Source organism: Desulfosporosinus shakirovi (genome assembly GCF_020595055.1).
In the GTDB taxonomy this organism is placed as follows: domain Bacteria; phylum Bacillota; class Desulfitobacteriia; order Desulfitobacteriales; family Desulfitobacteriaceae; genus Desulfosporosinus; species Desulfosporosinus shakirovi.
Genome location: NZ_JAJDOO010000006.1, coordinates 170,417 through 195,418, shown reverse-complemented (window position 1 = coordinate 195,418; position 25,002 = coordinate 170,417). Strand labels below are relative to the sequence as shown.

Annotated in this window: 23 protein-coding genes and 1 pseudogene; 21 read left to right on the top strand and 3 right to left on the bottom strand. The window is 41.5% G+C overall.

The features are described from left to right. Positions 1 to 623: 623 nt before the first annotated feature. Positions 624 to 1,607 (bottom strand): DUF4349 domain-containing protein, encoded by a 984-nt coding sequence (locus LJE72_RS07795; RefSeq protein WP_229247046.1) that lies wholly within the window; start codon positions 1,605 to 1,607, stop codon positions 624 to 626. A 636-nt stretch (positions 1,608 to 2,243) separates the two neighbouring features. On the opposite strand from LJE72_RS07795, the gene LJE72_RS07790 reads away from it, so the two are divergent. The 18 genes and pseudogenes from LJE72_RS07790 to LJE72_RS07705 all read left to right on the top strand — a co-directional run bounded on the left by LJE72_RS07790 (position 2,244) and on the right by LJE72_RS07705 (position 20,210). Further along, complete coding sequence (locus LJE72_RS07790) at positions 2,244 to 2,516, top strand: hypothetical protein (protein WP_229247045.1); 273 nt, start codon at positions 2,244 to 2,246, stop codon at positions 2,514 to 2,516. 56 nt (positions 2,517 to 2,572) lie between these two features. Then, on the top strand, positions 2,573 to 3,511 hold the full coding sequence (locus LJE72_RS07785) for a hypothetical protein (protein WP_229247044.1): 939 nt from the start codon (positions 2,573 to 2,575) through the stop codon (positions 3,509 to 3,511). A gap of 164 nt (positions 3,512 to 3,675) precedes the next feature. Then, the gene (locus tag LJE72_RS07780; protein WP_229247043.1) at positions 3,676 to 5,022 is read left to right on the top strand and encodes a biopolymer transporter Tol; all 1,347 of its coding nucleotides are present in this window, start codon (positions 3,676 to 3,678) and stop codon (positions 5,020 to 5,022) included. A gap of 20 nt (positions 5,023 to 5,042) precedes the next feature. Next, positions 5,043 to 5,927: a hypothetical protein gene (locus tag LJE72_RS07775; protein WP_229247042.1), complete on the top strand. Its 885-nt coding sequence runs from the start codon at positions 5,043 to 5,045 to the stop codon at positions 5,925 to 5,927. Between the two features lie 278 nt (positions 5,928 to 6,205). Beyond that, positions 6,206 to 6,490: a nucleotidyltransferase family protein gene (locus LJE72_RS07770; RefSeq protein WP_229247041.1), complete on the top strand. Its 285-nt coding sequence runs from the start codon at positions 6,206 to 6,208 to the stop codon at positions 6,488 to 6,490. Further along, complete coding sequence (locus LJE72_RS07765) at positions 6,480 to 6,818, top strand: HepT-like ribonuclease domain-containing protein (protein WP_229247040.1); 339 nt, start codon at positions 6,480 to 6,482, stop codon at positions 6,816 to 6,818. The genes LJE72_RS07770 and LJE72_RS07765 overlap by 11 nt, the downstream gene beginning before the upstream one ends. 179 nt (positions 6,819 to 6,997) lie before the next feature. Then, positions 6,998 to 7,294 (top strand): hypothetical protein, encoded by a 297-nt coding sequence (locus LJE72_RS07760; protein WP_229247039.1) that lies wholly within the window; start codon positions 6,998 to 7,000, stop codon positions 7,292 to 7,294. Positions 7,295 to 7,339: 45 nt separating this feature from the next. Next, a complete protein-coding gene (locus LJE72_RS07755) occupies positions 7,340 to 7,699 on the top strand; it encodes a BlaI/MecI/CopY family transcriptional regulator (protein WP_229247038.1) in 360 nt (119 codons plus the stop codon). A gap of 5 nt (positions 7,700 to 7,704) precedes the next feature. After that, positions 7,705 to 10,332, top strand: coding sequence for a DUF5301 domain-containing protein (locus LJE72_RS07750; protein ID WP_229247037.1), 2,628 nt, complete (start codon positions 7,705 to 7,707; stop codon positions 10,330 to 10,332). 110 nt (positions 10,333 to 10,442) lie between these two features. Further along, the gene (locus tag LJE72_RS26495; RefSeq protein ID WP_312038905.1) at positions 10,443 to 10,586 is read left to right on the top strand and encodes a DUF3102 domain-containing protein; all 144 of its coding nucleotides are present in this window, start codon (positions 10,443 to 10,445) and stop codon (positions 10,584 to 10,586) included. A 690-nt stretch (positions 10,587 to 11,276) separates the two neighbouring features. Further along, a pseudogene (locus tag LJE72_RS07745) lies at positions 11,277 to 12,204 on the top strand (ABC transporter ATP-binding protein). A 93-nt stretch (positions 12,205 to 12,297) separates the two neighbouring features. Beyond that, positions 12,298 to 12,675, top strand: a complete 378-nt coding sequence (locus tag LJE72_RS07740) for a BlaI/MecI/CopY family transcriptional regulator (protein ID WP_229247036.1) — start codon at positions 12,298 to 12,300, stop codon at positions 12,673 to 12,675. A gap of 2 nt (positions 12,676 to 12,677) precedes the next feature. After that, positions 12,678 to 14,573: a M56 family metallopeptidase gene (locus tag LJE72_RS26490; RefSeq protein WP_312038899.1), complete on the top strand. Its 1,896-nt coding sequence runs from the start codon at positions 12,678 to 12,680 to the stop codon at positions 14,571 to 14,573. A gap of 42 nt (positions 14,574 to 14,615) precedes the next feature. Then, on the top strand, positions 14,616 to 15,578 hold the full coding sequence (locus LJE72_RS07725; RefSeq protein WP_229247035.1) for a phosphodiester glycosidase family protein: 963 nt from the start codon (positions 14,616 to 14,618) through the stop codon (positions 15,576 to 15,578). A gap of 78 nt (positions 15,579 to 15,656) precedes the next feature. Next, a complete protein-coding gene (locus LJE72_RS07720; RefSeq protein WP_229247034.1) occupies positions 15,657 to 16,925 on the top strand; it encodes a hypothetical protein in 1,269 nt (422 codons plus the stop codon). A 109-nt stretch (positions 16,926 to 17,034) separates the two neighbouring features. Continuing rightward, positions 17,035 to 17,988 (top strand): MerR family transcriptional regulator, encoded by a 954-nt coding sequence (locus tag LJE72_RS07715; RefSeq protein ID WP_229247033.1) that lies wholly within the window; start codon positions 17,035 to 17,037, stop codon positions 17,986 to 17,988. 361 nt (positions 17,989 to 18,349) lie between these two features. Beyond that, entirely contained in the window at positions 18,350 to 18,898 is a 549-nt protein-coding gene (locus tag LJE72_RS07710) for a sigma-70 family RNA polymerase sigma factor (RefSeq protein WP_229247032.1), read from the top strand. Then, the gene (locus LJE72_RS07705; RefSeq protein ID WP_229247031.1) at positions 18,891 to 20,210 is read left to right on the top strand and encodes a hypothetical protein; all 1,320 of its coding nucleotides are present in this window, start codon (positions 18,891 to 18,893) and stop codon (positions 20,208 to 20,210) included. The genes LJE72_RS07710 and LJE72_RS07705 overlap by 8 nt, the downstream gene beginning before the upstream one ends. Before the next feature lie 1,120 nt (positions 20,211 to 21,330). Here LJE72_RS07705 and LJE72_RS07700 read toward each other — a convergent pair. Both LJE72_RS07700 and LJE72_RS07695 read right to left on the bottom strand, forming a co-directional pair. After that, positions 21,331 to 21,645 carry a hypothetical protein gene (locus tag LJE72_RS07700; RefSeq protein ID WP_229247030.1) on the bottom strand — a complete coding sequence of 105 codons (315 nt, stop codon included), beginning with the start codon at positions 21,643 to 21,645 and terminating at the stop codon, positions 21,331 to 21,333. A 351-nt stretch (positions 21,646 to 21,996) separates the two neighbouring features. Continuing rightward, on the bottom strand, positions 21,997 to 22,440 hold the full coding sequence (locus tag LJE72_RS07695; RefSeq protein WP_229247029.1) for a DUF4362 domain-containing protein: 444 nt from the start codon (positions 22,438 to 22,440) through the stop codon (positions 21,997 to 21,999). 480 nt (positions 22,441 to 22,920) lie between these two features. On the opposite strand from LJE72_RS07695, the gene LJE72_RS07690 reads away from it, so the two are divergent. From LJE72_RS07690 to LJE72_RS07680, 3 genes are all read left to right on the top strand, one after another. After that, positions 22,921 to 23,367 (top strand): hypothetical protein, encoded by a 447-nt coding sequence (locus tag LJE72_RS07690; RefSeq protein ID WP_229247028.1) that lies wholly within the window; start codon positions 22,921 to 22,923, stop codon positions 23,365 to 23,367. A 65-nt stretch (positions 23,368 to 23,432) separates the two neighbouring features. Then, entirely contained in the window at positions 23,433 to 23,792 is a 360-nt protein-coding gene (locus LJE72_RS07685) for an MFS transporter (protein ID WP_229247027.1), read from the top strand. Beyond that, on the top strand, positions 23,793 to 24,986 hold the full coding sequence (locus tag LJE72_RS07680; protein WP_229247026.1) for a DUF4829 domain-containing protein: 1,194 nt from the start codon (positions 23,793 to 23,795) through the stop codon (positions 24,984 to 24,986). It abuts the gene before it with no gap. Positions 24,987 to 25,002: the final 16 nt, after the last annotated feature.

Genomic DNA, 25,002 nt, shown 5'->3' with positions numbered 1-25,002 from the left:
GGGAAGAAAGAGATTATCCCCGAAGATGCTCTTGAATAGTTCGATTTTGTTAATCCAAGGAATCCACTAACTGGGCCTCATGTCTTTTCGTGTGAAACGTGTGGGACAGAAATGTACCCTGAATGGTGGTTAAAGAAACAAGAACGCATGCCTGAGTAGGCATGCTTGATATGATATTTTTAAAATTGGATTATGCAAGCGCGTGCGACAGCACGCTTTTTTTATCCTGAGTTTAAGCAAGTAGTTAGCAACGCTTTTACGAAGTATTTATTTGCAAATTCACAAGGGATAATGTTTGGTGAGGGAATGTACGATATGTGGATAAACGAGGTGATTTCTATGGGTAGTATGCCTAAGTTAATGATTACTGCTATCAATAATGCACTACCTTTTAATTAGCCTTCGATGTGAGCAATTCCAGGGGTGTGGCAATATGTCATGATAGGGAGGAAGGCAAGTTGCCATTTGTTTACTTTTCACGCCAGGAATTTTAGCCATAGCCTAAAGCACCCCCCTTCGTCATCAAGCCGTAGTTGATGCAATGCAGCTGTTTGTTGGCAATCTTCGCGACTTGAACCCTACTGGCGATGCTGAGGGATGTCCTTACCTATGGGAACTGTGGATTACCTTTTGTCTTTCTTCACGATAGAGAGCCATTTCTTAAAATTCTTTCTAATATATAGGACTACAATTAGGATTACTCCCAATACCACAATGAAGGGTAACAATGCAACGAGTAACACTATGAATCCTTGGGTTAGCTCGCCCAATTGCTTCATCGAAGATGTAAACGAATATGCCATTCTTGCCCACAATCCCTTTTCTTTAGTGGGAACAATAATTATGGCTTCATCGACTTCTCTAATGGTAACTTTTACGGTGGAATAACTGACAAGGCTATCCCATTTTCTCAATGTCCCAGTGTAGCTCTCAATTTGGTATCTTACACTGTTGAGTTCCTTTTCCAATTCAAGAATATCTGATAACTTGATTGCCTGTTGAAGAAGCATTAATTCCCTTTCTTCTTGTATTTTGAGCGTCTTTAATCGAGCATCCGTATCAAAATATTGATCCGTAATATCCTGCCCCTGTGATTGTTCCAAAGTTACTACGCCATAACCTTTCATTTTGGTGAAAAAATCCGTGTATTTATCAGCTGGTACTCTAAATATATAATTAGCCGTTCTTTTCAAGGCTGTGTTTCCCGAGCTAATACCCTGCCCTTGAATATTTGAGCTTTCTGCATAGCCCCCTATGGATGTCACGTAATCTAGCGTTTTCGAAACAGACTCATCGAATTTAAGTGACTCCATGGAAATAGTCCCTGTCTGAATGATTTTATGACCATCAACAAGCTTTTCTTGGGTAACAGCGGTTGGTGATGAATCATTGGCACTCGTCTCTGTCGCAGTATGTGGTGATGTCGGCACAGCTTGTGTTGCTTTATCCGAAACACTATTAGAAAAACCAGAGTTTATTTGCCCAGCCATATCCATAGACCCCGCTGGAGCGCTTGTCTTAACCTCACTGCTTTTACTTCCACATCCTCCAATCAAACCCAGTAGAACAAGTGTCATGAATAACACCACGGCTACTTTTTTAATCACTTCGATCCCCTCCATTATTATGAATAAATTTCAGACGATACTACGCTGAAACACGCTTAAATCAATTACTAATTCTGTATTTTATTTGACATTCCTGTTAAAATTCTTGATTAGTGAATATTTCGCGATATGAGAAAAGAGCCATACTAAATCATCCTCACTTAGAGCATGATTTTCGTTGAAATTGTTGTTCCTAAAGGAAAACCTGCTAGGCGACTATTGCTGGAATGTTTATGTTTGAGATGCAGTAGCAGGCAATTTCATTTAATGTTCTTACCTGTAAGTTTTTCGTAACCTTTCTTAAATTTTTTGTAAAGCACTTACTTCTAGTGCTTGATATTGTAGAAAGAAACTCCTGAAATTTATTCTTCTTGTTGGCAGCGGACAAGCTGCTAACAAGAATGCTATCTGCGCTGATATTACGGGCTTTCCAGCTCAAAAACATTATTTCAGCTGTCGAGCCGTGTAAATTCTCAGGTTGACTGGTAACGGAATACTGTAAAAAACACTCATCACAAAATGGATAAAGGCACTTGGGAGTTTAGAGAAAAGATACTCTTCTTAATTCCTTTAATTAGCTTCGATGTGAGCAATTCCAGGGGTGCGGCAGTATGTCATGATAGGGAGGGAGGCAATTTGCCATTTGTTTTACTTTTCACGATTTTAATAATCTGTTATGCACTGGCTTACTTTTTGGGTTGGAGATTTAGACATTTGATACCCAAGGGAAAAGAATTTGAGGTTGGCTTAGCCTGTGGCGCAGGAATAATGATCTTATTTATGACTAAAAACTTTTGGTTTTCATCTGACATAAGAAATGATTTATATTTCACAATAGGTTTTGGATTATCGACGGGATTAATAAGTAGTATTACAAGCTATGGACGAAAAGAAAATAGAGATTCATGATAGGTTTAATGGACGTTTAGCGAAGAGGTCTAAATTAAACTCAAGAGGAGAATAAAATGAATTTGGAAATAAACGAAAAGTTAGAGCAAACCCAGCGGGGCATTGCCCGCCTGCATAGAATTGATTCCATTCTGAAACAACTGGAATTGGAACAGGATAATCTAGAAAGCAAAGAGAGTGGGCTAAAAGTTATCTTGGAAAAAGAAAATTATGACGCAGAGAGACTTGAACATAAGAGCGTTGCCTCGGTTTTCTATTCGATACTGGGTAGTTTGAATGAACACGTTGAGAAGGAACGAAGAGAAGCTCTTGCTGCAAAACTAAGATACGATCAGGCCGCAAAAGATTTGAAGGATGTTAACTATCAGATTTCAAAACTGTCCTCTGAACGCTTAGGCTATGTCGATTGCCAAAAGGAATACGACCACCTCTGTGCTAAAAAGAAAGAAGAACTAATGCGAGAAAACGGAGAAACGGCACAAAAAATACTTGAGCTAACAGACAAAGCAAATCTTACAAGAATCAATCTCCAAGAAATAAATGAAGCACTATCAGCGGGAAACAGAGTGCTTGACAGTCTGGACAGTGTTCTAAGCACTCTTGAAAGCGCCGAAGGATGGGGAACTTGGGATCTTTTGGGGGGAGGACTTATATCCGATCTGGCAAAACATTCTCATATTGACGATGCCAAAGTGGAAACAGAGAATATACAGAGGTTACTGCGCCAATTTAAGATAGAGTTAACCGATGTGAGTATCAGCTCAGAAATTGTCATTGAAACAGAAGGGTTTGCGAAATTTGCAGATTTCTTCTTTGATGGGTTAATTGCAGATTGGTTTATGCAATCAAAAATCAATGAATCTCAGGCAAGCGTTGAGCGAGTGAAAAGTCAGGTTCTGAATATTGTTGCTAAGCTTGAACACATGATAGCCCAGGGAAATGCCAATCTAGAAAGGCTTGAAGCAGAAATCAGAGAGCTTATTGTCAAAGGGTAGTAGCCATTTTTGGATATATTGTTTAATAAAGAAGATACTATTTCACTGGCTCAATCTGTAATATTTAAAGATAATGCATTTAATATAGATATTAAATAACGCCTAGCTAAAAATACAATAACTTAGTAAAAAAGTCTCAGATTTGAGTTAGGGGGCGAAAAGGTATGGTTAAATTATTGACTCGTTTAATAATAGTCAGTTTATGTCTAGTAACGACTTTAACAGGGTGTGAGTCAACACAAATGGCTCAAAAATCAAATGACAATGGCAATTCTTCTACTAATTCAAACCAATCCCCAAACACAACCTCTATTCTTAGTTCGATGAACCTAAATACGCAAGTATTTAAAAATCAAGGTGACTTGGCATTTGTTTGGCAAGGGTTACTATACGTTCTCGATGGTAAAACCGGTGAAGTAAAGCAACTAACAAATTCAGGCGATGTACAACATCCGGCCTGGTCACATGATGGCGAATGGATTGCGTATATTTCCACTAACAGTCCCAATAATAACAGTGGCCAAATTTGGATTGTTCGGCGGGACGGACAGAATGCTCATCAAGTTGAAGGACAAAGCTTTTCTTGGTCACCTACCTCTGATGTTTTAGCGGCAAGTGGTACAAATGGTTTGTGGCTGGTGCCAGTAGAAGGAAAAGCAAAACTTGAGATTAAGGGTTTAGTTTCATACCCTAGTTGGTCGCCGGATGGTAAATCTATTGCCTACAGCGTTACGCTTCCTTTTGATAAGAATAACTCGGAAAAACGTAACGATGCTCTTTATACACTAACCTTGAATAGTGGTAATACGGTTAGGCAAACCACTGCTTCGAATGCCGGAATTCAGATTGCTCGTTGGTGGCCAAACGGGGATGGATTATTATATTGGTCAGATCCACTTCATTCAGCCTCGTTGGCTGCTGACGGGTTGGGTCTGATGAGTCTTCGGCTAGGTGATAAAGAGGCTAAACTCCTAACCACTAGTTTAACATATCGAAGCTGGCTATCTGTTTCGCCACAAGGTCAATTGCTGGCGGTAACTGGCGGTGGTCGTGTAGTCTGGGCACAGAAAACTCTATCAATTATTAATGTTGAAGCGGGGACGACCAGGGAGCTTCCGAATCCAGAGGGAGATGTTGCCATTGATCCTTCGTTATCTAAAGACGGAAATAATATTGCCTTTGTTTCTGCAAAAAACTTAGGGAATAGTGTATGGGGTTTCAGCAAACCCGAAGAACTTGCGAACTGGATAGCTTCGCGAACTTTGTGGATTGAAAACGTCAATGGCTCTGGAGCACACTCCTTAAAAGTTGCTGGCACAGGTGTGTACCAGCCAGTATGGTCTAAAGATGGAACCCGAATAATGTATGTTCGAGACAATTCCTTATGGATAATTGGGGCAAACGGTGAGAATCCGGAAAAGATTTTAGGACCCTTCCCGGGTTGGGAAAAAGACCAGTTCGGGTTTTATGGCGATATTTGCCACGATGACTTCACTTGGTTTCAGCCTTAAGATAAGGAGGGTTACGTTAAATGAAAAGAGGTCCTATCGCCTTGAGCAGATTGAGCTGGAAATTAGTCATTTCAAGTATTATTTTTACAGTTTTGCTAATAATTAGCGCTTCTGATTGTTCAAGCAACCCAACCCTTAACTCATCTTTCAAAATCGCGCCATTTAAACTTATTTCTGGAAAGTTGTTGTTAGAAACCAGCAATTGCCCTGTTTATTTACCATCTTACCTTCCTCCCCCTTATCAGGAAAATAAGTGGCATCTTAATCTCGAAACCAGCAAGAATAAATTCACGATTGAAATCGAGCAGTGGACTCCAGATCAAAGAATCGGTACCGGTACATATGCAGGGACACTTTCCGGTAACATTGAGAACCCTCTAGGACCACCAATAGTAGAGCAGTTTATTAATGAAAATAAAGAAGTAAAAACGATTACCCTTCCTAATGGAATTGAAGGCAAGGAATATATTATGGACCTTGATGCTTTTAGGATAATATCATGGAAAATGGGTTATTGGAGTTACTTTGTTGCGGCTCGACCGGGCCAACAAGAGGGTAGCACCAGAAATTATGCCTCCGAGATCATCAAAACTATTGGAGTAGACGGCCTGGCTCTTTCGGATTTTCCTGGGAAACTTTATTTCCTTTATATTGGTGCCAACCACCCTACCACAGAAATATACTGGAAGGTTAATGATTCTGTCTGGTATCAGTTAATCTGGCGGAATGACCCAAATAATGCCATTAAGATCCTGCGGAGCATGAATTATCTAGGTGTTGGACCTTCCCCAAAAAAGGACAATGGTATGGCCAGTAATAACAACAAGGATGTTGAATGGGCTGAAGCAAAAAAGAAATGCAGACTGAATGAAGAGATCGTGAAAATGGCCAAAAAATGGGATTGAATCCAAGAAGTCTGATCAAAAACATCCCAAGCAAAAGTGAACAGTGGAAGGGACCACTAATTTCCATCCGGCATCCTCAATGGACTGCCCAAGTCAAACGTTAGGATATTATTTCTATTATGATATTTACACGTGCCCAATGGAATTCCCTACAACGAGGATATTTCTCACATTGGACTAATAAGCCTTTTGATTGTGACCAGTTTTTAAGGTATAATCTATTCAGATATCTAATCATTGCCTTAATTTTGTTTAAGGTCTTTAAGAGGTGATAAAGCGTGACAATTACAGATATACGAGATGTGGTCGGTCAGGTTGCACCTGCGTATCCGGTGCTTAGCATCGACTTGTTTGGCTCGTTTGCAAATGGTGAGAATACGGAGGAGTCAGACGTGGATTTACTTGTATACTTTGATGAAAACGTTGCCAGTTTATTTGATATGTCCGGGCTTAAGTTTGATATTCAAGAGAAATTGAACGCCAAGGTGGATGTGGTTGCCGGCCCCTTAAAGGAAAATAGCTATTTAACCATTAACAAGATGGTAAGGATATATGAAGCATAGAGATATTCGATTACTGAAAAAGATCATATCCGAATGCAAAGACATTATAAGGTATTCTAATGAAATCGGTAAAAAAGGATTCCTCGAAAATGATGTTTATCAGAAGGCAACTGCAATGTCGCTTCTTAACATAGGTGAACATGCTAACGTATTGTCACGGGAGTTATGGATGGAGTATAAGGATATTCAATGGCGAAAGATCGTTGACCTTAGAAATATCGTAGCACACGGGTATGGCGAATTAAGAATGGAACTTGTCTGGAATTTATCGCAAAAAGAGGTTCCGTTGCTATTGGAGCAACTTGAGGATTTGCTTAACGAAGTTTAAACAGAAAATACTATTTCAAATTAACACGATTGGACAATAATGTTTGGTCGTTTTTTTATATCCAAATATCCAAATTTTGAAGAAAGATTGGCCAATCAATGGTCTACGTGCTTTATGAATGCAACGGTGCACCACAATGGGAGTATTCCAGCCATAGACTTACAGTAGGAGGTGATCCTGTGTTTTTTATCATCATTACCAATAAAAACACTGGCAGCAATCCACGTGGAATACAAATTGGGAGCAGCGAGGAAGATGTCTGGCAAACTTATCCCAATGCCAAATGGGTAGAGAGTGAATTCGTAGTCTCTTTATTGGAGAACAATCGTAACCCACCCCCAACACAAGACTGCTGTCTTGTGTTGCAGCAAGCACTGAATTTTGTCTCCCCAAATTCGCTTGTTCGGGGCAAAGCCCCTAATACTCCTTCAATATTGAAAAATGTCTATATTGACAAACAGGTCTATACTATATAGACTGAAAATATAGGTCTATACCATATAGACTAAGGAGGAATTGCCATGAAAGACTATAGATTATCACAGAGCGAAACGAGATTTGCAGAAATGATTTGGCAGCATGAACCAATCGGCTCCGGCGAGTTGGTGAAGTTATGTGAAAACGAAATGGAGTGGAAAAAGTCCACGACTTATACAGTTCTAAAGAATCTATGTGAAAAGGGTATTTTTCAAAATCAAAATGCTGTTGTTACATCATTATTAAAAAAGGATGAGTTTTACGCAAAGCAGAGTAGGCGTTTTGTGGAGGATACCTTTGGAGGTTCACTACCCAAATTCCTGACAGCTTTTATCGGTGGCAAAAAGCTCAGCGACCGTCAGGCAGAAGAACTGAAAAAGCTGATCGACGAGAACCGAGGTTAATGCTTATGTGGTGCTATACGCTGTTTCCTATAATTCTGAATATGAGTCTTACTGCGGGGATTGTTATCGTTCTGGTGCTGCTTGCCCGTCTGCCGCTGAAAAAAGCGCCGAGAGTATTTTCCTATGCGCTGTGGGCAGTCGTATTATTTCGGCTTCTCTGTCCCATATCGTTTTCCACGGACTTTTCGCTCTTGGGCATCTTTCATTCTCCAGCCGTAACCAACGGCAGCATCACCTATATCCCCACCGATATCGTTCACACGGCAAACCCACAGGTGGATTTGCCGCTTCCAGGTATCAGCCAAGTCATCAAGGAAACCCTGCCCCAGGGTGGTGAACAGACAGTTGCCGATCCGCTGGAAGCAACCATGGCGATGGCTACGTTCCTGTGGCTTTTCGGCATCGCGGCGATGCTGATTTACAGTATCGCTTCGGTACTGATTTTGAAAAACCGCCTGAAAAGCGCACAGAATGTTGAGCAGAACATTTATGAGGCTGATAACCTAAAAACACCCTTTATGCTTGGCGTTTTCAAACCGAGAATTTTCATTCCCACCGGACTGACGAGAGAGGAAAAAAGCTATATCGTCCGCCATGAGCAGACCCATATCCGCAGGCTCGACCATATTATAAAGCCTTTTGCCTTTATGGTTCTGAGCATTCATTGGTTCAATCCTCTGGTGTGGATTGCCTTTGTACAGATGGGTGCAGATATGGAACTTTCCTGTGATGAGAAAGTGATCAAGGAAATGGGCGGCGAGATCAAAAAGCCTTATGCCGCTTCGCTTTTATCCCTGGCAATCGGAAAGCGCATCCTGAATGGCAGCCCGCTTGCCTTCGGTGAGGGCAACGTGAAGGGCAGAATCAAAAATGTGCTTAATTATCGAAAACCCAGGTTTTGGATGATGGCTGTGGCGGTCATCGCCGTAATCGTCCTTGGAATTGGCCTGCTGGTGAACCCTGTTGACGATGAGCCGGATTTGTCATTTTTGAACCCCGCTAATCTCATTGCTCTTATTTCCGAGATTAAGCAAATCAAAGTCACTTCAGCTGAATATGGCGCAACCTATGTATCGGGCTCCGAACTGGCTAAATGGCTGGACAATGCTGAAAACGACTGGAGCAAAAAGCTCATACCCCCGCCCGAAGAACCGGAAACCACGATTGAAGTGTTTATTCCAGATGCCATTGATCATAGTATTTGCTTTTTTGCTTCCGATCCTTCCCTTGCCCTTGTGATGTATGGCGATGAGAAACGGTATTACAATATTCCAGAAGAGGATTACAAGGGGATGGAAGAAGTAACCTTATTGGGAAGTAGGCATGTTCAGAACATTGTACTGACCGACTATCAGAATAGAAAAGCTGCCGCCTCTGTTACCGTCACGGATCTGGAGGCTATTAAGCGTATGTCGGTTCTGGTTCTGAACGGTGATCAGGAAAAACCATCTGTGACTGTAGAGGATATACCTCCCGTCTCTGACTATATGCGCATCGATTTTAAGTACTTTGAAGATAGTCAGACCATAACGTACTATGTTTACAGCCAAGGTGAGAAGAGCTATATTGAGAAGCCCTACAGCCGTATTAATAAAATCAACTCGGCAACGATGCAGGCCATCACGGCGATCCTTTCCGGCCGGGTCAATGGAACTCAGTCCGGTCTTACCTTCATCAGCACGGAAACAGACCTCAACAGGCTCGGAACAATCGCCTTTGATGCCCATATGGCAACCTTAACGAGGGACAACCTGCCGGTCAGCGATCGGATCGCAGCTTATCAGCTGAACGACATCTTTGTTGTGGCCGGCAATATCAATGAGTTCTGCGTTGCTCTGAATTATAATTTTACCACCGATAACGAGAGCTATGTAAATCCCTCACGCGGTGCCAAAGGCAAGGGAACCTGGCCCGACAATTCTCTGGAGATCCGAGTCAGGAATATCGAGGGAAATAAGTTTGAAATTATAAGTACCGGTACGGGCGGCGGCGGACGGGGCCTCGCACCTTATGCCCCTCAGCAGACTTCACTGGAACCGCTGGCCGTCAAATGGTCACCCGGACAGAGTATTGATGCTGTTGGGATGGCAGAATTGGATTATGCTTCGGAGGACATGGTGATTTTCCACGGCTATTTCGGGCTATTTATATATGACCTCAATTCGCTTAAGATCATGCGAAGCCTGGATTTAAAACCGCTTAAATGTACCGCGATACAGGGCGACGATTATTGCGATGTTACGGTTAGCACAGATGGGAACACTGTGCAACTCCATCGCATGAGCAGTAATAATATGTACGTCTATACCGTTTCAGACAATACCCTGCAAGAAATGCCCTATGAACGCATGAGTGATCGATTTGGCAGCAATTTTATTCCGATTGAAGATGTGGTTGATTCACAACAACTTGGGCTTTACAGTTATAAGGCTGTCAAATTGGGCACGAGTGAATATGGCTATCTCCATACTTCCGACTGGACGCTGGGCACATTTACCTATGTACGCGGTGATAGGATATACAGGTTGTTTGATATAAAGGCATCGGAAGATACAAACTCCCAAAATTCTGCCGGAGCTGAAATTGTCGACACCTTAAGTGGCGATCTTATAACAAGTATACAATGGTTTTGACCCTAAGAATTGATGAAAACCTTCCGGGAGTATGGCTATACTCTCCTCCCCCGACGGGAGAGCCCCCAAATGGTGCACCGGTGCACCATTTGAACTAGACCCAAGGGCTCATTCTCCTTGGAATTCCGCTAAAGGACCGGGGTCAATTTATAGCGGACGATGATGTGGAAAACATGAGCCAGCGAGAGCTGGGGCAGACACTCACCGAAAAGGCAGGCACGGAACCCTTTTATAAAGACAAACCTGCTGGATAGCGATCATTATGGGTTGGGACTGAATATCTGTAAAATTCTCTGTCAAAAGCATGGTGGAAGCATTTCTTTGGCAAACACAAAAGACAGTGGTGCGAAAGTAGCAGTAACTTTTTCATTACAAGTTAATAAAAAGTAGATATTTCTCACTTACACTCTTTTGAAGAAAAAATTCAAGGAGAGTGTTTTTACCTTTTTAAGAATAGAAGGCCTTACAATCAATGGATTATAAAGAATTTGATGCTTAAACAGGCTCGTTCTTTAAATGGGGACAGGTATGTTGCCTTACATCAGCTGGATGAGGTATATAATATCGGTCTTCATGAATTGTGCCGATACCTACGTCCTTTTATCATTTTATTAATATAAAAAGCATTCAGGTGGAAAAATATGGGGCGCGATCTGCAGAACAGACCAGCCGGTCAGAGAAGGAACACAGTCCGCATCTTTTTTCCTGGTCTGGACTACAAGGTGGATAGATACTATCAAGGATCGAGAAACTGAGTTGAAACTGGTATTGATTACAAGTCTGGTATCCTCATTTTGGATGGAATTCGCTGTGATGTCTTGTTTCTCAATATGACATTTGTCATATGTACGTATGCTTCTACTCACTACCGTCTTTTTGAGTTTTGTATTAACCTATAACCATAAGCGCATATGAACTCTGCTTAGAAGACGGGAGGTTAGTAAATGTTAGTTGAAGTAAAAAATCTGGTAAAACGCTACAAAGATGTCCTTGCTGTAGACAACGTCAGTCTGTCCATCGAAGAAGGTGAGATTCTTGGACTGCTGGGTCCAAACGGGGCAGGCAAAACCACGACCATCAACGCCATGATCGGGCTGACAAGGCCGGATAGCGGTGAAATCCTAATCTTCAGTAAGAACTTCAAGGAGCACGAGTTAGAGATCAAGCGGGATTTGGGTGTTGTCCCTCAGGATATCGCAATCTTTGAAGATCTCACGGCCTATGAAAACCTGTCGTATTTCGGAAAGCTCTACGGCTTAAAAGGTGCACTGCTGAAGGAACGAGTGGAAGAAGCCCTGGAGTTTACGGGTCTGCTTGATAAGCAGAAGCAGTACCCTAAAAAGTTTTCCAATGGAATGAAAAGAAGGCTGAACATAGCTTGCGCCCGCCCTAGTCCATCATCCGAAGCTGATTATCATGGATGAACCGACAGTAGGTATCGATCCGCAGTCCAGAAACCACATCATCCAATCAATCAAGAAACTTACCAAAATGGGTTCCACCATCATTTATATTTCACATTATATGGAGGAAATTGAAGAGATCTGTACCAGAATCCTCATCATGGACCAGGGAAGGGTTATCGCCAAGGGGACAAAAGAAGAACTTAAGGCCTTGATGACAAGTGATAAAAGGGTAGTCGTAGAGCTTTCTACTGCGAACTATACCGTAGTTGACAATATTAAGAAACTATCGGGAGTAAAAGATGCCTTTGTTAACGGGACCGAGTTGACAGTTATATCCCAGAAGAACAGTAAGAACCTGAATGGGATCATTAACCATGTATCTGAAAGTAGTGAAATAATATCACTTAACGTAGAACTATGCCTCGTACCTCGAACTTTAAAGAAATTGCTAAGGGGAATATTGTAAATTAATTAAATATTTGCCTTGACAGTAATAGTTTACAGTTGTAGTATACTATTAATTACGCGTGTAAACATAAGGCGAGAGAGGACTATAATTTTGAAAAATACACCCAACATATCCGCTGCAGAATGGGAAGTTATGAAGATCTGCTGGTTGAAGTCGGCGCCATGTACCGCAAATGAAATCGTTAAGGCTTTAGAACAATCGACGGATTGGAAACCAAACACGATTAAGACTTTAATTGGGAGACTTGTGAAAAAGGGGGCACTCGGTTTTAAAGAAGAGGGCCGGGTTTATATGTACAATCAATTAGTGACAGAGCAAGATTGTATCCAAGCAGAGAGTAAATCCTTTCTTACTCGAGTTTTTGGAGGAGCGCTAAAGCCCATGCTTGTTACCTTTCTTCAAGAAGAAAAACTCTCTCAGGAGGACATTGAAGAATTAAAGCAGCTCCTTGAAGAAAGGAAGGCGTAAAGATGCTAACTCTATTACAGGAAAATTATCTTAGTTTATTTAACTGGGTTTTGCTTACATCTGCCAAGGCAAGCATTTTCATCGTTTTTCTCCTCGGAGTGAAAGCTGTACTTAGACATAAAATCGGGGCAGGTTTTCAGTATCTGCTATGGTCTGTTTTAATCATTGGTTTGGTGTTGCCGTGGACTCCAAACAGTCCGATAAGTGTTTATAATTACCTCGACTCTTCCCACCTACAGCAGATGATAACCTCGATCATTGACCAAACCACACCATCATCCTCAGCCAACGTTGCAAATCTACAACCTGCTTGGGACCCAACAGCTGTCACGGATAGTTATTCTCAGATAGCTGTTGTAAGCTCAGAAACCCTGGGCCCAAGTGAGGGAAATTCAAATACGTGGAGCGCTTCCCCGTTTGTTTATCGACTAATGTCTTACATATGGTTATTAGGGGTTCTGACCCTGACGATTCTCACAGTCCAGGTTAACAAACGGTTTTCTAAAAACATTGGACATGCTTTGGTAACTGACCAAGGATTACTTGCTGTGTTCAATAAACTTAAAGCAGAATTAAAGATAAATACGGAGATTCCTCTGTTTAAGTCGAGGCACGTAAACAGCCCATCATTATTAGGCTTGATCCACCCCAGATTACTATTACCGATGGGGATTGAGCAAACATTTAGCTTGGAACAGGTAAACCATATATATTTACATGAGTTGATGCACTTTAAACGTAAGGACATCTGGATAAATTGGTTATGCCAGGTATTGATGATCGGACACTGGTTTAATCCACTAATTTGGTACGCCTTTTATCGAATGAGGGAAGACCAGGAGATATCGTGTGACGCTTTAGTGACAGCGCGAATTGATACTGAGCAACGCAACAACTATGCTTATACACTTGTCATGCTGGCAGAGACCTACTCTCAAGCTCCCCAAATGGCGAGCCTGGCAAGTTTGTGCGGCTCAAATTCACAAATCAAGAAGAGACTAATCATGATTAAAAGCAGAGAGGATAAGCTATCTTCGGCTAAATGGTCGTTGCTGGGAGTTGTAGCCATAGGGCTAATAGCCTTTGCGGCTTTCACCAGCCCTCAAACGGATGCCAGCCCCACCTTAAGAGAAGGTAAAACCGCTAATCTATCTCAAGGGGTAAGTGGAGAACAAGCAATTGGACTCCCCGAGGGGATTGTCGATACCAGCGCGGGAATCACGGTCGAGGATATTGCAGGACCAAATTTCAAGGGCAAAGTGATGTTGATCAAGGACCCAACCCGAGTAAAATTAGCCGTTACTAAAGATATGGGAGTTATGGGAGAGCGGGTAAGCGAGCTCGTCAAAGATAGGGGAGGCCTTGCCGGAATTAATGCCGGAGGTTTTTATGACCCGAATGGAATAGGAAACGGAGCTTTCCCAGACGGATTAACGATGCAGGATGGGAACCTGGTCCACAATAATATGGAAGAAAAAGAAGTCAATATTGTTGGATTTGATAACTTGGGAAAACTGGTCCTTGGCAAGATGACGGCCAATCAATTGGAAGCGCGACAGATTCGTGAAGCGGTTACGTTTGCGCCTAATCTTATTGTAGAAGGCAAATCCGTAATTACAGGGGATGGTGGCTGGGGAATTGCCCCTCGGACTGGTATCGGTCAGAGGGCGGATGGTACTGTAATTTTCGTTGTTATTGACGGACGCCAACCTACTTGGAGTATCGGGGCGACTTTAAGTGACCTTAGGCAGGTTTTCGAAGATTATGAGGCAGTGAACGCAGTCAATCTGGATGGTGGTTCTTCCTCGGAAATGGTCTATCAAGGCAAAGTCCTAAATAAGCTTCCGAACGTTTTTGGAGAACGCTATGTTCCCACAGCCTTTGTGGTTACTCCTTAGAGAGTGAGGGGGTCTTTTTAACGTGATATTAATGGAGGCAACATGAGGAAAATACGAAAAATACGTTTGAAAAGGATTATTACTTTTTTTATCTTCAATCTAGTTTTCTCCGTAGTCTTAGCTCCATTTACTATTTTTTGGGGACCGTTCGAAGGAACGAAAACTTTGGCGGTCGGTTCTATTCTCACATCGAGGCATCCACAGGTTGTTAAGGCATTTCTCTCGGATGAAGAAATTAGCGAAATTGTAAACAAGTATGACAGTGCAGCTGCGCCGTCTAATAGTCCAATCCGGCGTACTGTATTCGATGCATCTGCTGGTATCACGATTGAAGATATTAATGGTAAGGCATTTAAAGGAAAAGTAATGCTCATAAAGGATCCGAAACGGATAAAAGTGGCTGTGACAAAAGAATTAGAGGTCACAGGAGAACGGGTAAGTGACTTCGTTAAAGACACAGGGGCTATTGCTGGAATAAATGGCGGAGGATTTTATGACCCGAACGGAGCAGGAAACGGAGCTTTTCCTGACGGGTTAACCGTGCATAATGGAGAAATCGTCCATAACAATATTGGCAATAAGAGTACAGACATTGTGGCCCTCGATAAAGAAGGCAAACTGATCGTTGGACAAATACAGGCTGATGACGTTAAAAAGAAAAACATTCAGGAAGCGGTATCGTTCTGGCCGACCTTAATCCAGGACGGAAAAAAGGGTGTATTTCAAGACTCAGTTTGGTCAGTTGCCCCTCGAACGGCCATCGGACAGAAAGCAGATGGCACGATTATTCTTGTCGTAATCGATGGTCGACAACCGACCTGGAGTTGGGGAGCAAAAATGAGCGACCTCTATAACCTTTTTAGGGATTATGATGCTGTGAATGCGGCCAATCTGGATGGCGGTTCTTCTACAGAACTCTTTTATAACGGAAAAGTGATTAATAAACTTTGGAATTGGGCTGGTGAACGCTACCTGCCAACGGGAATTGTGGTCATGCCGGAATAGTATCAACGAATCTAGCGACTTTTGCAGCTCCCTCTTAAAGAAACAAATTAATACCCGTTATAGAAGGAGAAGTTAGACATGAAGAAGAAACTGCGTATTTTGTTAGTTTGGATATTAGTTTCACTCGTTTTACAAATTGGAGGGCACTCGCTTTTGAACATCCAAGTTCAAAGAGTTATGGGACTGACTCCGCTGGAAATTGAACCACCGATCACACTTCAGCTTAAAGCGACCATCCCTGGTTCTGAGCTTACTAATATTCAGGTTTCTTACGCCAAGGATTACTTGGCTTATATGGAGAAGGGTACACTTAAAATTTTCAACTTAAAAAAGGAAAAGATTGTTTTTGAGAAAACATCGCCGTCGACCGCGGATAAGAAACTGGGAGTTTTAACGTATCAATGGTTGCCGGATCGAAATATCTTACTCTATTTTTATGCCAAGAAAAACCCTAATGAGGTGACAACCGTCAAAGTATACCCCCCTCTGACTATTGCCTCAAACCCTTCAATTGTGCGTAAAACAGAAGACCCAACCCAAGAAGAAATTGTGACCCCAAAGGTTCCGGCCGAACCAAGGTATGAAAAGCGGTATGGAAGTCCACAACTTACCGAACTGTTTTCGCTGGAACTTCCGAATAGTGATGAAGATAGCGCTCCTGAAGATCGTTCTAATTCATTTGATCCACCGAGTGGCAGTGAAGAGATTTCCGCAGCTGGAAGGCTAGAAAAATTTGTTGTCGCAACCGCCACTAATTTGATGTACTTAACTGTCGCGAATGGCTCGACACAACAGCTCCTGAAAATTGATGTTATGAAAAAAGTAAGTAGCCTAAACAAACCAAGAGAGCTTATCAATAATATGGCCACCTCTGATCGGTTCTCAACACTTTATATTGACAGTAAAGTGGGGACTATCCAGCAAGTGGTGGCTATTCAATATGTAGAAGCCTTAAAAAATGATAAGCGTCTCGTCATCTCTAATAATACCAACGATAGAATTATTGGGGTTAGAAAAGGAAGAGTATATATAGAAGAAGTAGTCGATAATCAACTCGTAAAGATTAAAACCACAGCCGACCTTGAATTAATGAAGGATAACCCTGGGCTGAAAACCGAATGGGAAGGCTCGATTCCCTTTGATGAAAATAGTTGTGCTCTTATTGGAGCGAAGGGGCAGGTAATCGTCTATGACAATCAAACAGCCTATATCATTACAGACGGTCATCTTACGGAGAATAAATTGCAGGGTGATGAAAATTATATCTCTGCCGATGGCGCTGAGCTGGTTCAACTCACCAAGTCAGGAACATCCACCCTTGTGGAATTACAAACCCTAATTCAATAGTCTAGTGACGCTACGACATTTGAGCTTATGAGTTATTAAGATTGAAACTATTTGCACTTGACTGTTCCCTTGGGTATTAGCTTATAGTTTAGTAGAGGAGGGGATTTCAATGAAAATAAGTGAAGTCATGGAGATTACAATGCTTACTAAAAAAGCAATAAATTATTATGAGGAAGAGGGGTTAATAAAGCCTGAGGTCAATCCGAAAAACAATTATCGGGAGTATTCACAAAGCATAGTTGATAAATTGGTACAAATATCCGTTCTGAGACAATTGGATATATCCATTAAAGAAATTAATGATATTATATCAGATCCTAAAAGGTTGAAAGATAAGTTGGAGCAACACTTAATAAATCTTAATGAAGAAATAAATAGACTCGAAAAAAGCAAAAACGTTCTTATGTCTTGTTTGAATAGCATTACGGATTCTAATTATGGACTTTCAGACTTAACAAAACAGTTATTATTTTTACATAAATCACTGGAAATGGATGAACGAGAAAGAGAAGGATTCATGAAAAGACAAATACAACGCATTTTTCCTGGTAATTTCGGTAAAATGCTGGTCATTAACTATAGTCCTTTTCTAAATGCTCCTATAAATACAAAAGAAAAAGAGGAAGCATGGCTCAATATGGTTGAATTTCTGGATGAAGTTGAAGGCATTGAGTATCCGGAAGAAATGAAAGAGATGTATGAAAATTTGACTAATCAAGATATGGAAAAATTTGAGGATTTTTTTGCTAAAGAAGCTAGAAAATGGACTAAAATAACAGATGAAGAACTGCTTGTTGAAAGAACACAATTTTTTGAGAATATGAACAAGATGAATAGCGATACTGATATGCAATCGGCGTTGCTGAAAAATTCTAGAATAGTGAAAAGTCTGAAGGGGCAAATGAATAACCACGGTTATTATGATAAGTTTGAAGAGAACTTAAAAGTACTAAGTAGTGATTACTGCATTTACTCCAACACGAGAAAAAAGTTTTTTGAATCATTAAACGTGAAACTTGATGACAAGGGGAAAATTGAAGTCGTTGAAGCCTTGAGGACATAGGTCTTGGCCTAAAAATGCTGCTCAATTTGAATTATGCCGCTTTCTCCGTTTTTCACGACCGGCCAAATGTTGATTTCGCCGGGTTCCCATTGGGTTAAATCAATCGTCACTGTCTTGTCATTCGCTGACTGAACTTTTTGGATTCTGCTCTTAGCTATTAATACTATCAAATTAGCACATTGCAAAATTGCAGTGTGCTTTTGATGATGACGGATATCCCCAAAAACACAAAAGCCTCAATAAAGAGATTGCTGGGCCTGTTGCTGGATGATCGTTATTGTGCTTGCCACCTTAGTGTATCAAAATTTTTGAGAGAAATTGCAGATAGAAAACGTAGTATTCTATGAAAGGAGATGAAAAAATGAACATTTCAGAGAGCGAGCTCATATCTGAAATCAAAAAGCGAAATTTGAACGCTTATGGATTCTTAATCAAAGAGTATACCAAGTATGTTTATTATTTAACCTATAACATTTTAAACATTGGCAACAGTAAAGAAGACATAGAAGAGTGCGTAGCCGATGTCTTTTTGGAGGTCTGGCTAAAAATCAACGAATTTAACAGCGAGAGAAGCAATTTCAAAACCTGGATTTTAATCCTCACAAAATTTAAAGCTCTTACATATAGGCGCAAACTTCTTAAAAAAAATGACGTCGTAAGCATTGATGATTACCAACTTGAGGAGCCTGATACCGTTGAAAAGCAGATTGTTGACAGAGAAACACAGAAAAAACTACTGGAAACAATTCATAGCTTTAATGAAAAGGACAAGGAACTTTTTATCCGTAGATATTTTTATAACGAGAAAATTAGCGATATCATGCAATCTTTGGGGTTGAGCCGTTCGGCGCTGGACAACAGACTGTTAAGAGGCAGAAAAAGAATCAAGGAGGTTTTATCCTGTGACTGAAAAGCAAATTCAGACTCTAATGCAAAATCTCGATAACGATTTGTTGGCTAAGGAACTGGATGATTTAATGAGTGACTTGGAAGTCGATCAGGACTCTATTACCCAAAAAGCATTCAATAAGCTAAATAAGGAGCAGTTAAAAGTGAAAAGAAATAGAATTTATCCTATTGTGGCGGCGTGTTTAATTATGTTTGTCGGTGTATCAAACGCTTATGCCGGAGAGATTTCGGATTTTGTCAGATCTTTTTTCAATCAAAGAGCAATTTATTCAACGGTGATAGACGGAAGTGCCTACTATTTGGAATCCCCCTTGCAGTTGGATAAGGAAAGTAAACTGGAGAACGTTATTTTTTCAAAGGATAAGTTGGAAATGAATTTAACTTTTCCTTTAACAGAAGATAAACTTCCGGAAATATCGGTTGCTGCGGAAAACGGCAAAATATATAAACCGGGCGGTTACGGTTACGACAATGATCGGCTGTTCCTCAGTTTTAGGAATGAAGCAGAGCAGAACTACGTGTTCTCGCCATCGAAAGAATTGAAATTGATGATTGGAGATAAAAGTTATAGTATTCATTTAGCAGAAGGTGCGTCTGTAGTTGGCAACGGCGAAATTAAACCTGCTGAACAAACGGATATTGGTTGGGTAAATGTTGGTTATCAAAAGACTAACCAGGGTGTGCAGATTTTAACGAGCTTTACAGACAAAGACTTGAAACTGATCGGCATTGGTGAACTGGCTCAAAATACTGTGACGAACATGTTTAAAAATGAAAAGGACATGATAAGCAACGAGACTTCCTCAATGACCACAATGCCCCTCCTTGGGTATGACAAAGATAAAAACGTTTACACCTACAATCAGGCTAAAAATGCTGTGGGAAGACCCATCACCGAATTCGAATCCCAGGCTCCTGTCGACAAAGAAATTGAGCTGCAAATACCAAGTTTGCTCGTTGGTTATGAAAAGAACTTTGGTGATATTGATGTCGCAATTCCGGGGTTGAATGAAGAAAAAAGAATCGGCCAGGATATCGACCTGAAATTACAAAAAATCTCCTTGGAAAGTATTAAAAGAACCTCCGCAACAACAGCCGAGTTAAAATTTGCTTTGAACACGGGAGACACAGAAGGGGTTGCTGTTCGAGCGGTTAACCTTTACAGTAAAGATGTGCAAAGAGGTGACAGCACTTGGCAAGGTGACGTATGCACAATGCGTATCAGTTTTGACGAAAAATTAAAAGATGCTAAGTTTAATGTGGGCTGGCCGAAGTTTGTGGTAAACGGTAATTGGACTCTGAAGATTAAATAATAGATCATTGTAGAAGCCGGTTGCTTTTAGCAATTGGATGTAAATTAACCGAGCAATAAGGTTAGTCGTTACCTGGCCAATTATGGCAGCCACAATAGATTTGTGATCCACGAAACAACAAGCTCAAAAGGAAAAAAACTTGGAGATAGAGCTTGGTATCGACCCTGAGTTATATCTGCTTGAGAATTCGAAGGATGACGGTGAGAGGATCAAAAGGTTGTATAAGTCCAGAGAGGAAGTAGTCGAAGATCCGGAATCTGAAAGCCTCGTGTATGATTCAAGTTGAGTTTAGATCAAAGCCTTCAGTAAACTGGTCTAAAGGATTGTGGCCGAACCGGGGCAGGAACTGGCCCGGCAATGGAAAGATGTTGAAGAAGGCGTGTCTGAGGAGATGATTGAAAATTCGGCGGTTTGAGATTGGATAATCTAGATTAGTCAATCTCAAAAACGCCAATTTTTAAATCGGAGACTCTTTTAAATAATAAAGGCAGACAACGGCATTGAGGTGACGAAGCCTAAGCATTGAGAAGGTGGCGGTTTCAGAGGAAGAAACCCAGGGCATCAAAGCGAGGTACATAGGAAGTGAGCTTGCGCAAAGTTACAACTTACTATTTGTGCCGCCAGCGGTAGCGGCGGAATGGAGGTTAGCGTGAAAGATAAGATTTTGCGTTGGTGGGGTAACAGGCGTGATATGCCGTGGCTGTTGTTCCCGTACGCTTGTTCCCGACGAACAGGAGGGAAGGTGCGGCTTATCACACGTAGCCGTGGATTCCCGAAATTATGAGGGAATGTGTGGCTGCGGGCCGGATAAACGCGCACATAGTTAAGGGAAGCTGGTCGGATGAGGCCAGATCACCCGCAGCGGATATACTAGGACTGCAAAGGAAATCTCAACGAGGGTAGTCTCTTCGTCTAGACGGGGAGACTACGCGAGCGGGCAGGATGAGCCGGTCAGGCAGACCTAAATCACAGTATGGGTAAGGGTTCTCGTGACCCCGCTTCCATTCCTGCAAGGAGAGGGCACCGAAGCTAGTATTTCCTCTCTGAGAACCTCTAATACGATCTTTGCTTTTTCAGCTGGACTGTAGGTTTTTCTTTTCTTACTCATACCTTTATTATCTTATTTTTTCAGTTCCGTGTCCAACCCCCTGGGTACATTATAATACTCCCCTATTTCAAGGATTATTTCACTATCCTTATCAGCAGGAATGATCAGAACTGGGAGCTGAATCTCTCCCAAACGTTCGTAAGAAGAAGGCTTCAACTCGGTCTCCCACATGGGATTCCAGCGAATATAATTAGTTGACTCTCTGACTATTTCGATTACCTTGCCTCTTGCATCTGGCCTGTTCGGGGATGGAAAAAAGTATTCATTAATAGGATTGGAAATAAGCTTCTGTATCGATTCCTTTCTATCAATGATTGCGAAGTCCAACAACTGTCCCGTCCAATTCTAGGTAAGGCGACCGTGTTACGGACTAACTAGGATAATGAAAATAGGTTAGTAGTGTATCTGATATTAATAATATACATGAAATAGGAGTTATTTTCACCTGTAAGTAGCGGTAATTCAATTCGCATATGAATTGGTAGTGTAATTTACACCATTATGTTTCAATCTTCACAACTTTATGAAGATTAAAACATTCATGCGAATTGGATTACCAATTATAGACTTCTTAGTGCTATATATCTATTTTCGATGATATTCATCTATTTATTATATTGGCTCAGTTAAAGCCTACTGTTGTTTTTTGGCATTATAATAGGGGTTTCTTTCTAACCCCTATTTAGAGGATAAATAAACTTGCCTTTTGCCTCCACTTTTATCAATGAGGGAAACATATATGCCATTATCGTTCTCTTTTTTAATTACTTTAACATACTCAGATATTTTGATACCTTTGTCAGTTCCTGAAAATCCATCTTGTGAGTTATCATAGGTAGCCTTAATAAGACCATTATTATATTCCAAAGTTGTAATGATAGGGTCACCTTCATCGGTAGTCTGCCTTATTTGAAGCTTTGCTTGTTGCCCATTGTTAACAGCCTCTAAAAAGCTATCCAAATCCTTAACATCTGTTTTTTCTCGAAATTGGCTGACGACGATATGACCTTGCACGACCTTAGGTTCTTTTGGTTTTACTTGTCCAGTTGTTCCTGAATTAGAGCAACCAGACACTACTAATGCAAGGATGAGCATCGCAAAAACGATTCTTAATTTATTCATATTATCTCACTCCTGTATTTATACAGACGTAATATCAAGCTATATTCTGACGACTTTATGCAACTGTGAATTCTGACAAACGCAACGACCTATAAGTTTCTTTGCTAATGCCTCTAAACTTGGCGACACCGCCACGTTTTCTGGGCTTGCGATAAGCGATTCCACGTTTTTTTTCTCCGAGTAAAGGTATTGATGGCAAATACGCAGATTTCATCCGTAATTCTATCGGGGTGTGTCCAAAAGTTGACAATCCTCACGATAACACGAAGATCCTGAATTTTAATCCCATGTGGTATAACCCAGCTACAGAAGAGCGACTAAAGAATGCGACATCATGGCAAAACATTAGTTCGGAATTTGACAAGGAACCAAGTTATAAGGGGGAATACATGGTGGTATTCCAGAAGTATTGTCAACAAATTAAGGCCTATGAAGACTTTGAGATGACTATTCCCGTTCGATAGAGAATAACACTCTAATTTGGCCAATTGCCCTATTACAGAACAATCGGGCGTAAAAAGATGCCTGGCTCTGTTTGGTCCCCTGGCCTATGGGGGGAAAACTGTTCTTCTGAAACCCAACTTTAATACGGCGGATCCGGCACCGGGCTCAACCCATAATGATACGCTGGAACAGCTTCTTCTGGAACTGCAGGCTGCCGGACCGGCTTCCTTGACAGTGGGAGAAAGGAGACTAATGTCGCTGTTGGAAAAGGGCAGGTGTTTCAACGCATCCATTTTAGGCGTAGCTTCAATCATAGAATTGCCCAATCATAATAAACAGCGAGATTCCGACCGTCAAGACGCTGTTCCGCAAAACTGTCGATACGGCGAAATCGAGGGTAATCGTTGCTTAAAGAGTTTAATTTGCAGAAGGAAATCTAGGAGAAATGTGGAAGATGTAATACACAAGGGTTATTACGATTAAATCATTCAAAACTGGAGGAGTGGGCATATGTGTGAGAGTAGTATGTTGGTTGGATTAACTTGGTGATGGAGCAGAATCGATCAATTGTTAAAATAACCACGGCTATCGTTATGATAACAGCGTTTATTACTCCCTTTACTGGCAATGCCATCAATCTGGGTATTCCGCAGATCGGTCGAGAATATGGACTCGACCAATTTGGACTAAGCTGGATCGTGACCAGTTATCTTATGGCATCAGCTGCCTTTTTACTTCCATTTGGGTGTGTAGCGAATATTAAGGGTCGGAAAAAAGTATTTCCGACTGGGATGTTCTTTTTCTCTGTAACGTCGTTAGGATGCGGACTCGCTTTATCGTTCCCGGTTACCGCTTTATTGTCTTTGCTTTCCCAGAGGGACTATTGGGGAAAAGGAGGATTAGGATAAGTGATATTAAGTGAGAATTTGAAACGAAACAAGCTATGGATAAGTATATTTTTAGTTGCAATTATCGCGGTTATTCTGCTCTGGACTAAAAACAAAAACACAGACAGCTCTGACGGCATTGATCGCAGCGGAGCAGTGGAGGTTGTCAAGCAGTACTTGGATGATAAGAAAAATGATTTTGGTGTGATCAGCTTTTCTGTCAATAGTGTCCAGGAAGTTCATAACGCCCAGCATATAAAAAATATTCTTGGCGATGAAGACGCTGTCAAAATGGGGCTAACAGAAGATAATATTGCCTTGGTCGACGCCTATGTCAATGCTCAATATGATAATACAAAGGTTCCTACCGGCGGCGGAGAGAACCAGTATATCGGCTTTGCGCTGGTCCGTAAGGATAAAAGCACTCCCTGGATTATAGCGAATTCCGGACAGGGCATGGGCGGGGTTAGGTATATTGATTTTAATAACCTCAACCCGAAGAGGAGCGCGGAGCTTTATGTCTGGAAAAACAGAGCGTTTACCGGAAATGACAATACCTACTTTACAGTATTGAACGATGATACAAATGGTATAAACAAGAACAGAGCGGAAAGCGAGATTTATGATCTAGGTAAGGCGTTCGACAGTATCGATGCCGCCAACTTATTGCTGGCTGGAATTCCCAACCTTACCAAGCTGGCTGTTTATCAAATGAACACTACGGACTTCACCAAGCAGGAGATGTCGGAAATAGCCGATAAAATCGTTATCAGTGCCGATAATCATAGTATAAGTATCGGCCTTTGGAAAAAAGGAACACAAGACCCGGGTGAGCCTGCCTATTTCGGAACCTGGGTCATCAAAAAACAGATTCCAACACCGAATGTGACCGCCTTAAGCCAGGAGCAAATTGACGGCTATCTCGGGCAGGAGATCACCGTCAATGCCAAGCAAATTCGCACCGGCAAAGGAACCATCGAGAATCCGCACTATGAAGAAAGTAGTGTGACTAACGAACAACTTTACAACAACTGGCTAATACAGTTCGACAGTCTGGAAGTAACGGACGATACCGTGACGGAAATCAATGTTGCCAATTACCGACAGGAAACGGAAGACGGAATCGGGTCAGGGTTTATCCTGACCAACGACCGGCGGCTGTTTACCATTATTGGCGGCGTCTTGTTCGAGCTAGGGTTTACCGCAGCGGAATAACGACTTGCTCCTCTGT

What these genes read in the sequence shown, in the direction of transcription:
- LJE72_RS07785 (WP_229247044.1), top strand. Translation starts at nt 2,573, where the DNA reads ATGAATTTGGAAATAAACGAAAAGTTAGAGCAAACCCAGCGGGGCATT.
- LJE72_RS07780 (WP_229247043.1), top strand. Translation starts at nt 3,676, where the DNA reads ATGGTTAAATTATTGACTCGTTTAATAATAGTCAGTTTATGTCTAGTA.
- LJE72_RS07775 (WP_229247042.1), top strand. Translation starts at nt 5,043, where the DNA reads ATGAAAAGAGGTCCTATCGCCTTGAGCAGATTGAGCTGGAAATTAGTC.
- LJE72_RS07765 (WP_229247040.1), top strand. Translation starts at nt 6,480, where the DNA reads ATGAAGCATAGAGATATTCGATTACTGAAAAAGATCATATCCGAATGC.
- LJE72_RS07755 (WP_229247038.1), top strand. Translation starts at nt 7,340, where the DNA reads ATGAAAGACTATAGATTATCACAGAGCGAAACGAGATTTGCAGAAATG.
- LJE72_RS07750 (WP_229247037.1), top strand. Translation starts at nt 7,705, where the DNA reads ATGTGGTGCTATACGCTGTTTCCTATAATTCTGAATATGAGTCTTACT.
- LJE72_RS26490 (WP_312038899.1), top strand. Translation starts at nt 12,678, where the DNA reads ATGCTAACTCTATTACAGGAAAATTATCTTAGTTTATTTAACTGGGTT.
- LJE72_RS07725 (WP_229247035.1), top strand. Translation starts at nt 14,616, where the DNA reads ATGAGGAAAATACGAAAAATACGTTTGAAAAGGATTATTACTTTTTTT.
- LJE72_RS07720 (WP_229247034.1), top strand. Translation starts at nt 15,657, where the DNA reads ATGAAGAAGAAACTGCGTATTTTGTTAGTTTGGATATTAGTTTCACTC.
- LJE72_RS07715 (WP_229247033.1), top strand. Translation starts at nt 17,035, where the DNA reads ATGAAAATAAGTGAAGTCATGGAGATTACAATGCTTACTAAAAAAGCA.
- LJE72_RS07710 (WP_229247032.1), top strand. Translation starts at nt 18,350, where the DNA reads ATGAACATTTCAGAGAGCGAGCTCATATCTGAAATCAAAAAGCGAAAT.
- LJE72_RS07695 (WP_229247029.1), bottom strand. Translation starts at nt 22,440, where the DNA reads ATGAATAAATTAAGAATCGTTTTTGCGATGCTCATCCTTGCATTAGTA.
- LJE72_RS07685 (WP_229247027.1), top strand. Translation starts at nt 23,433, where the DNA reads ATGGAGCAGAATCGATCAATTGTTAAAATAACCACGGCTATCGTTATG.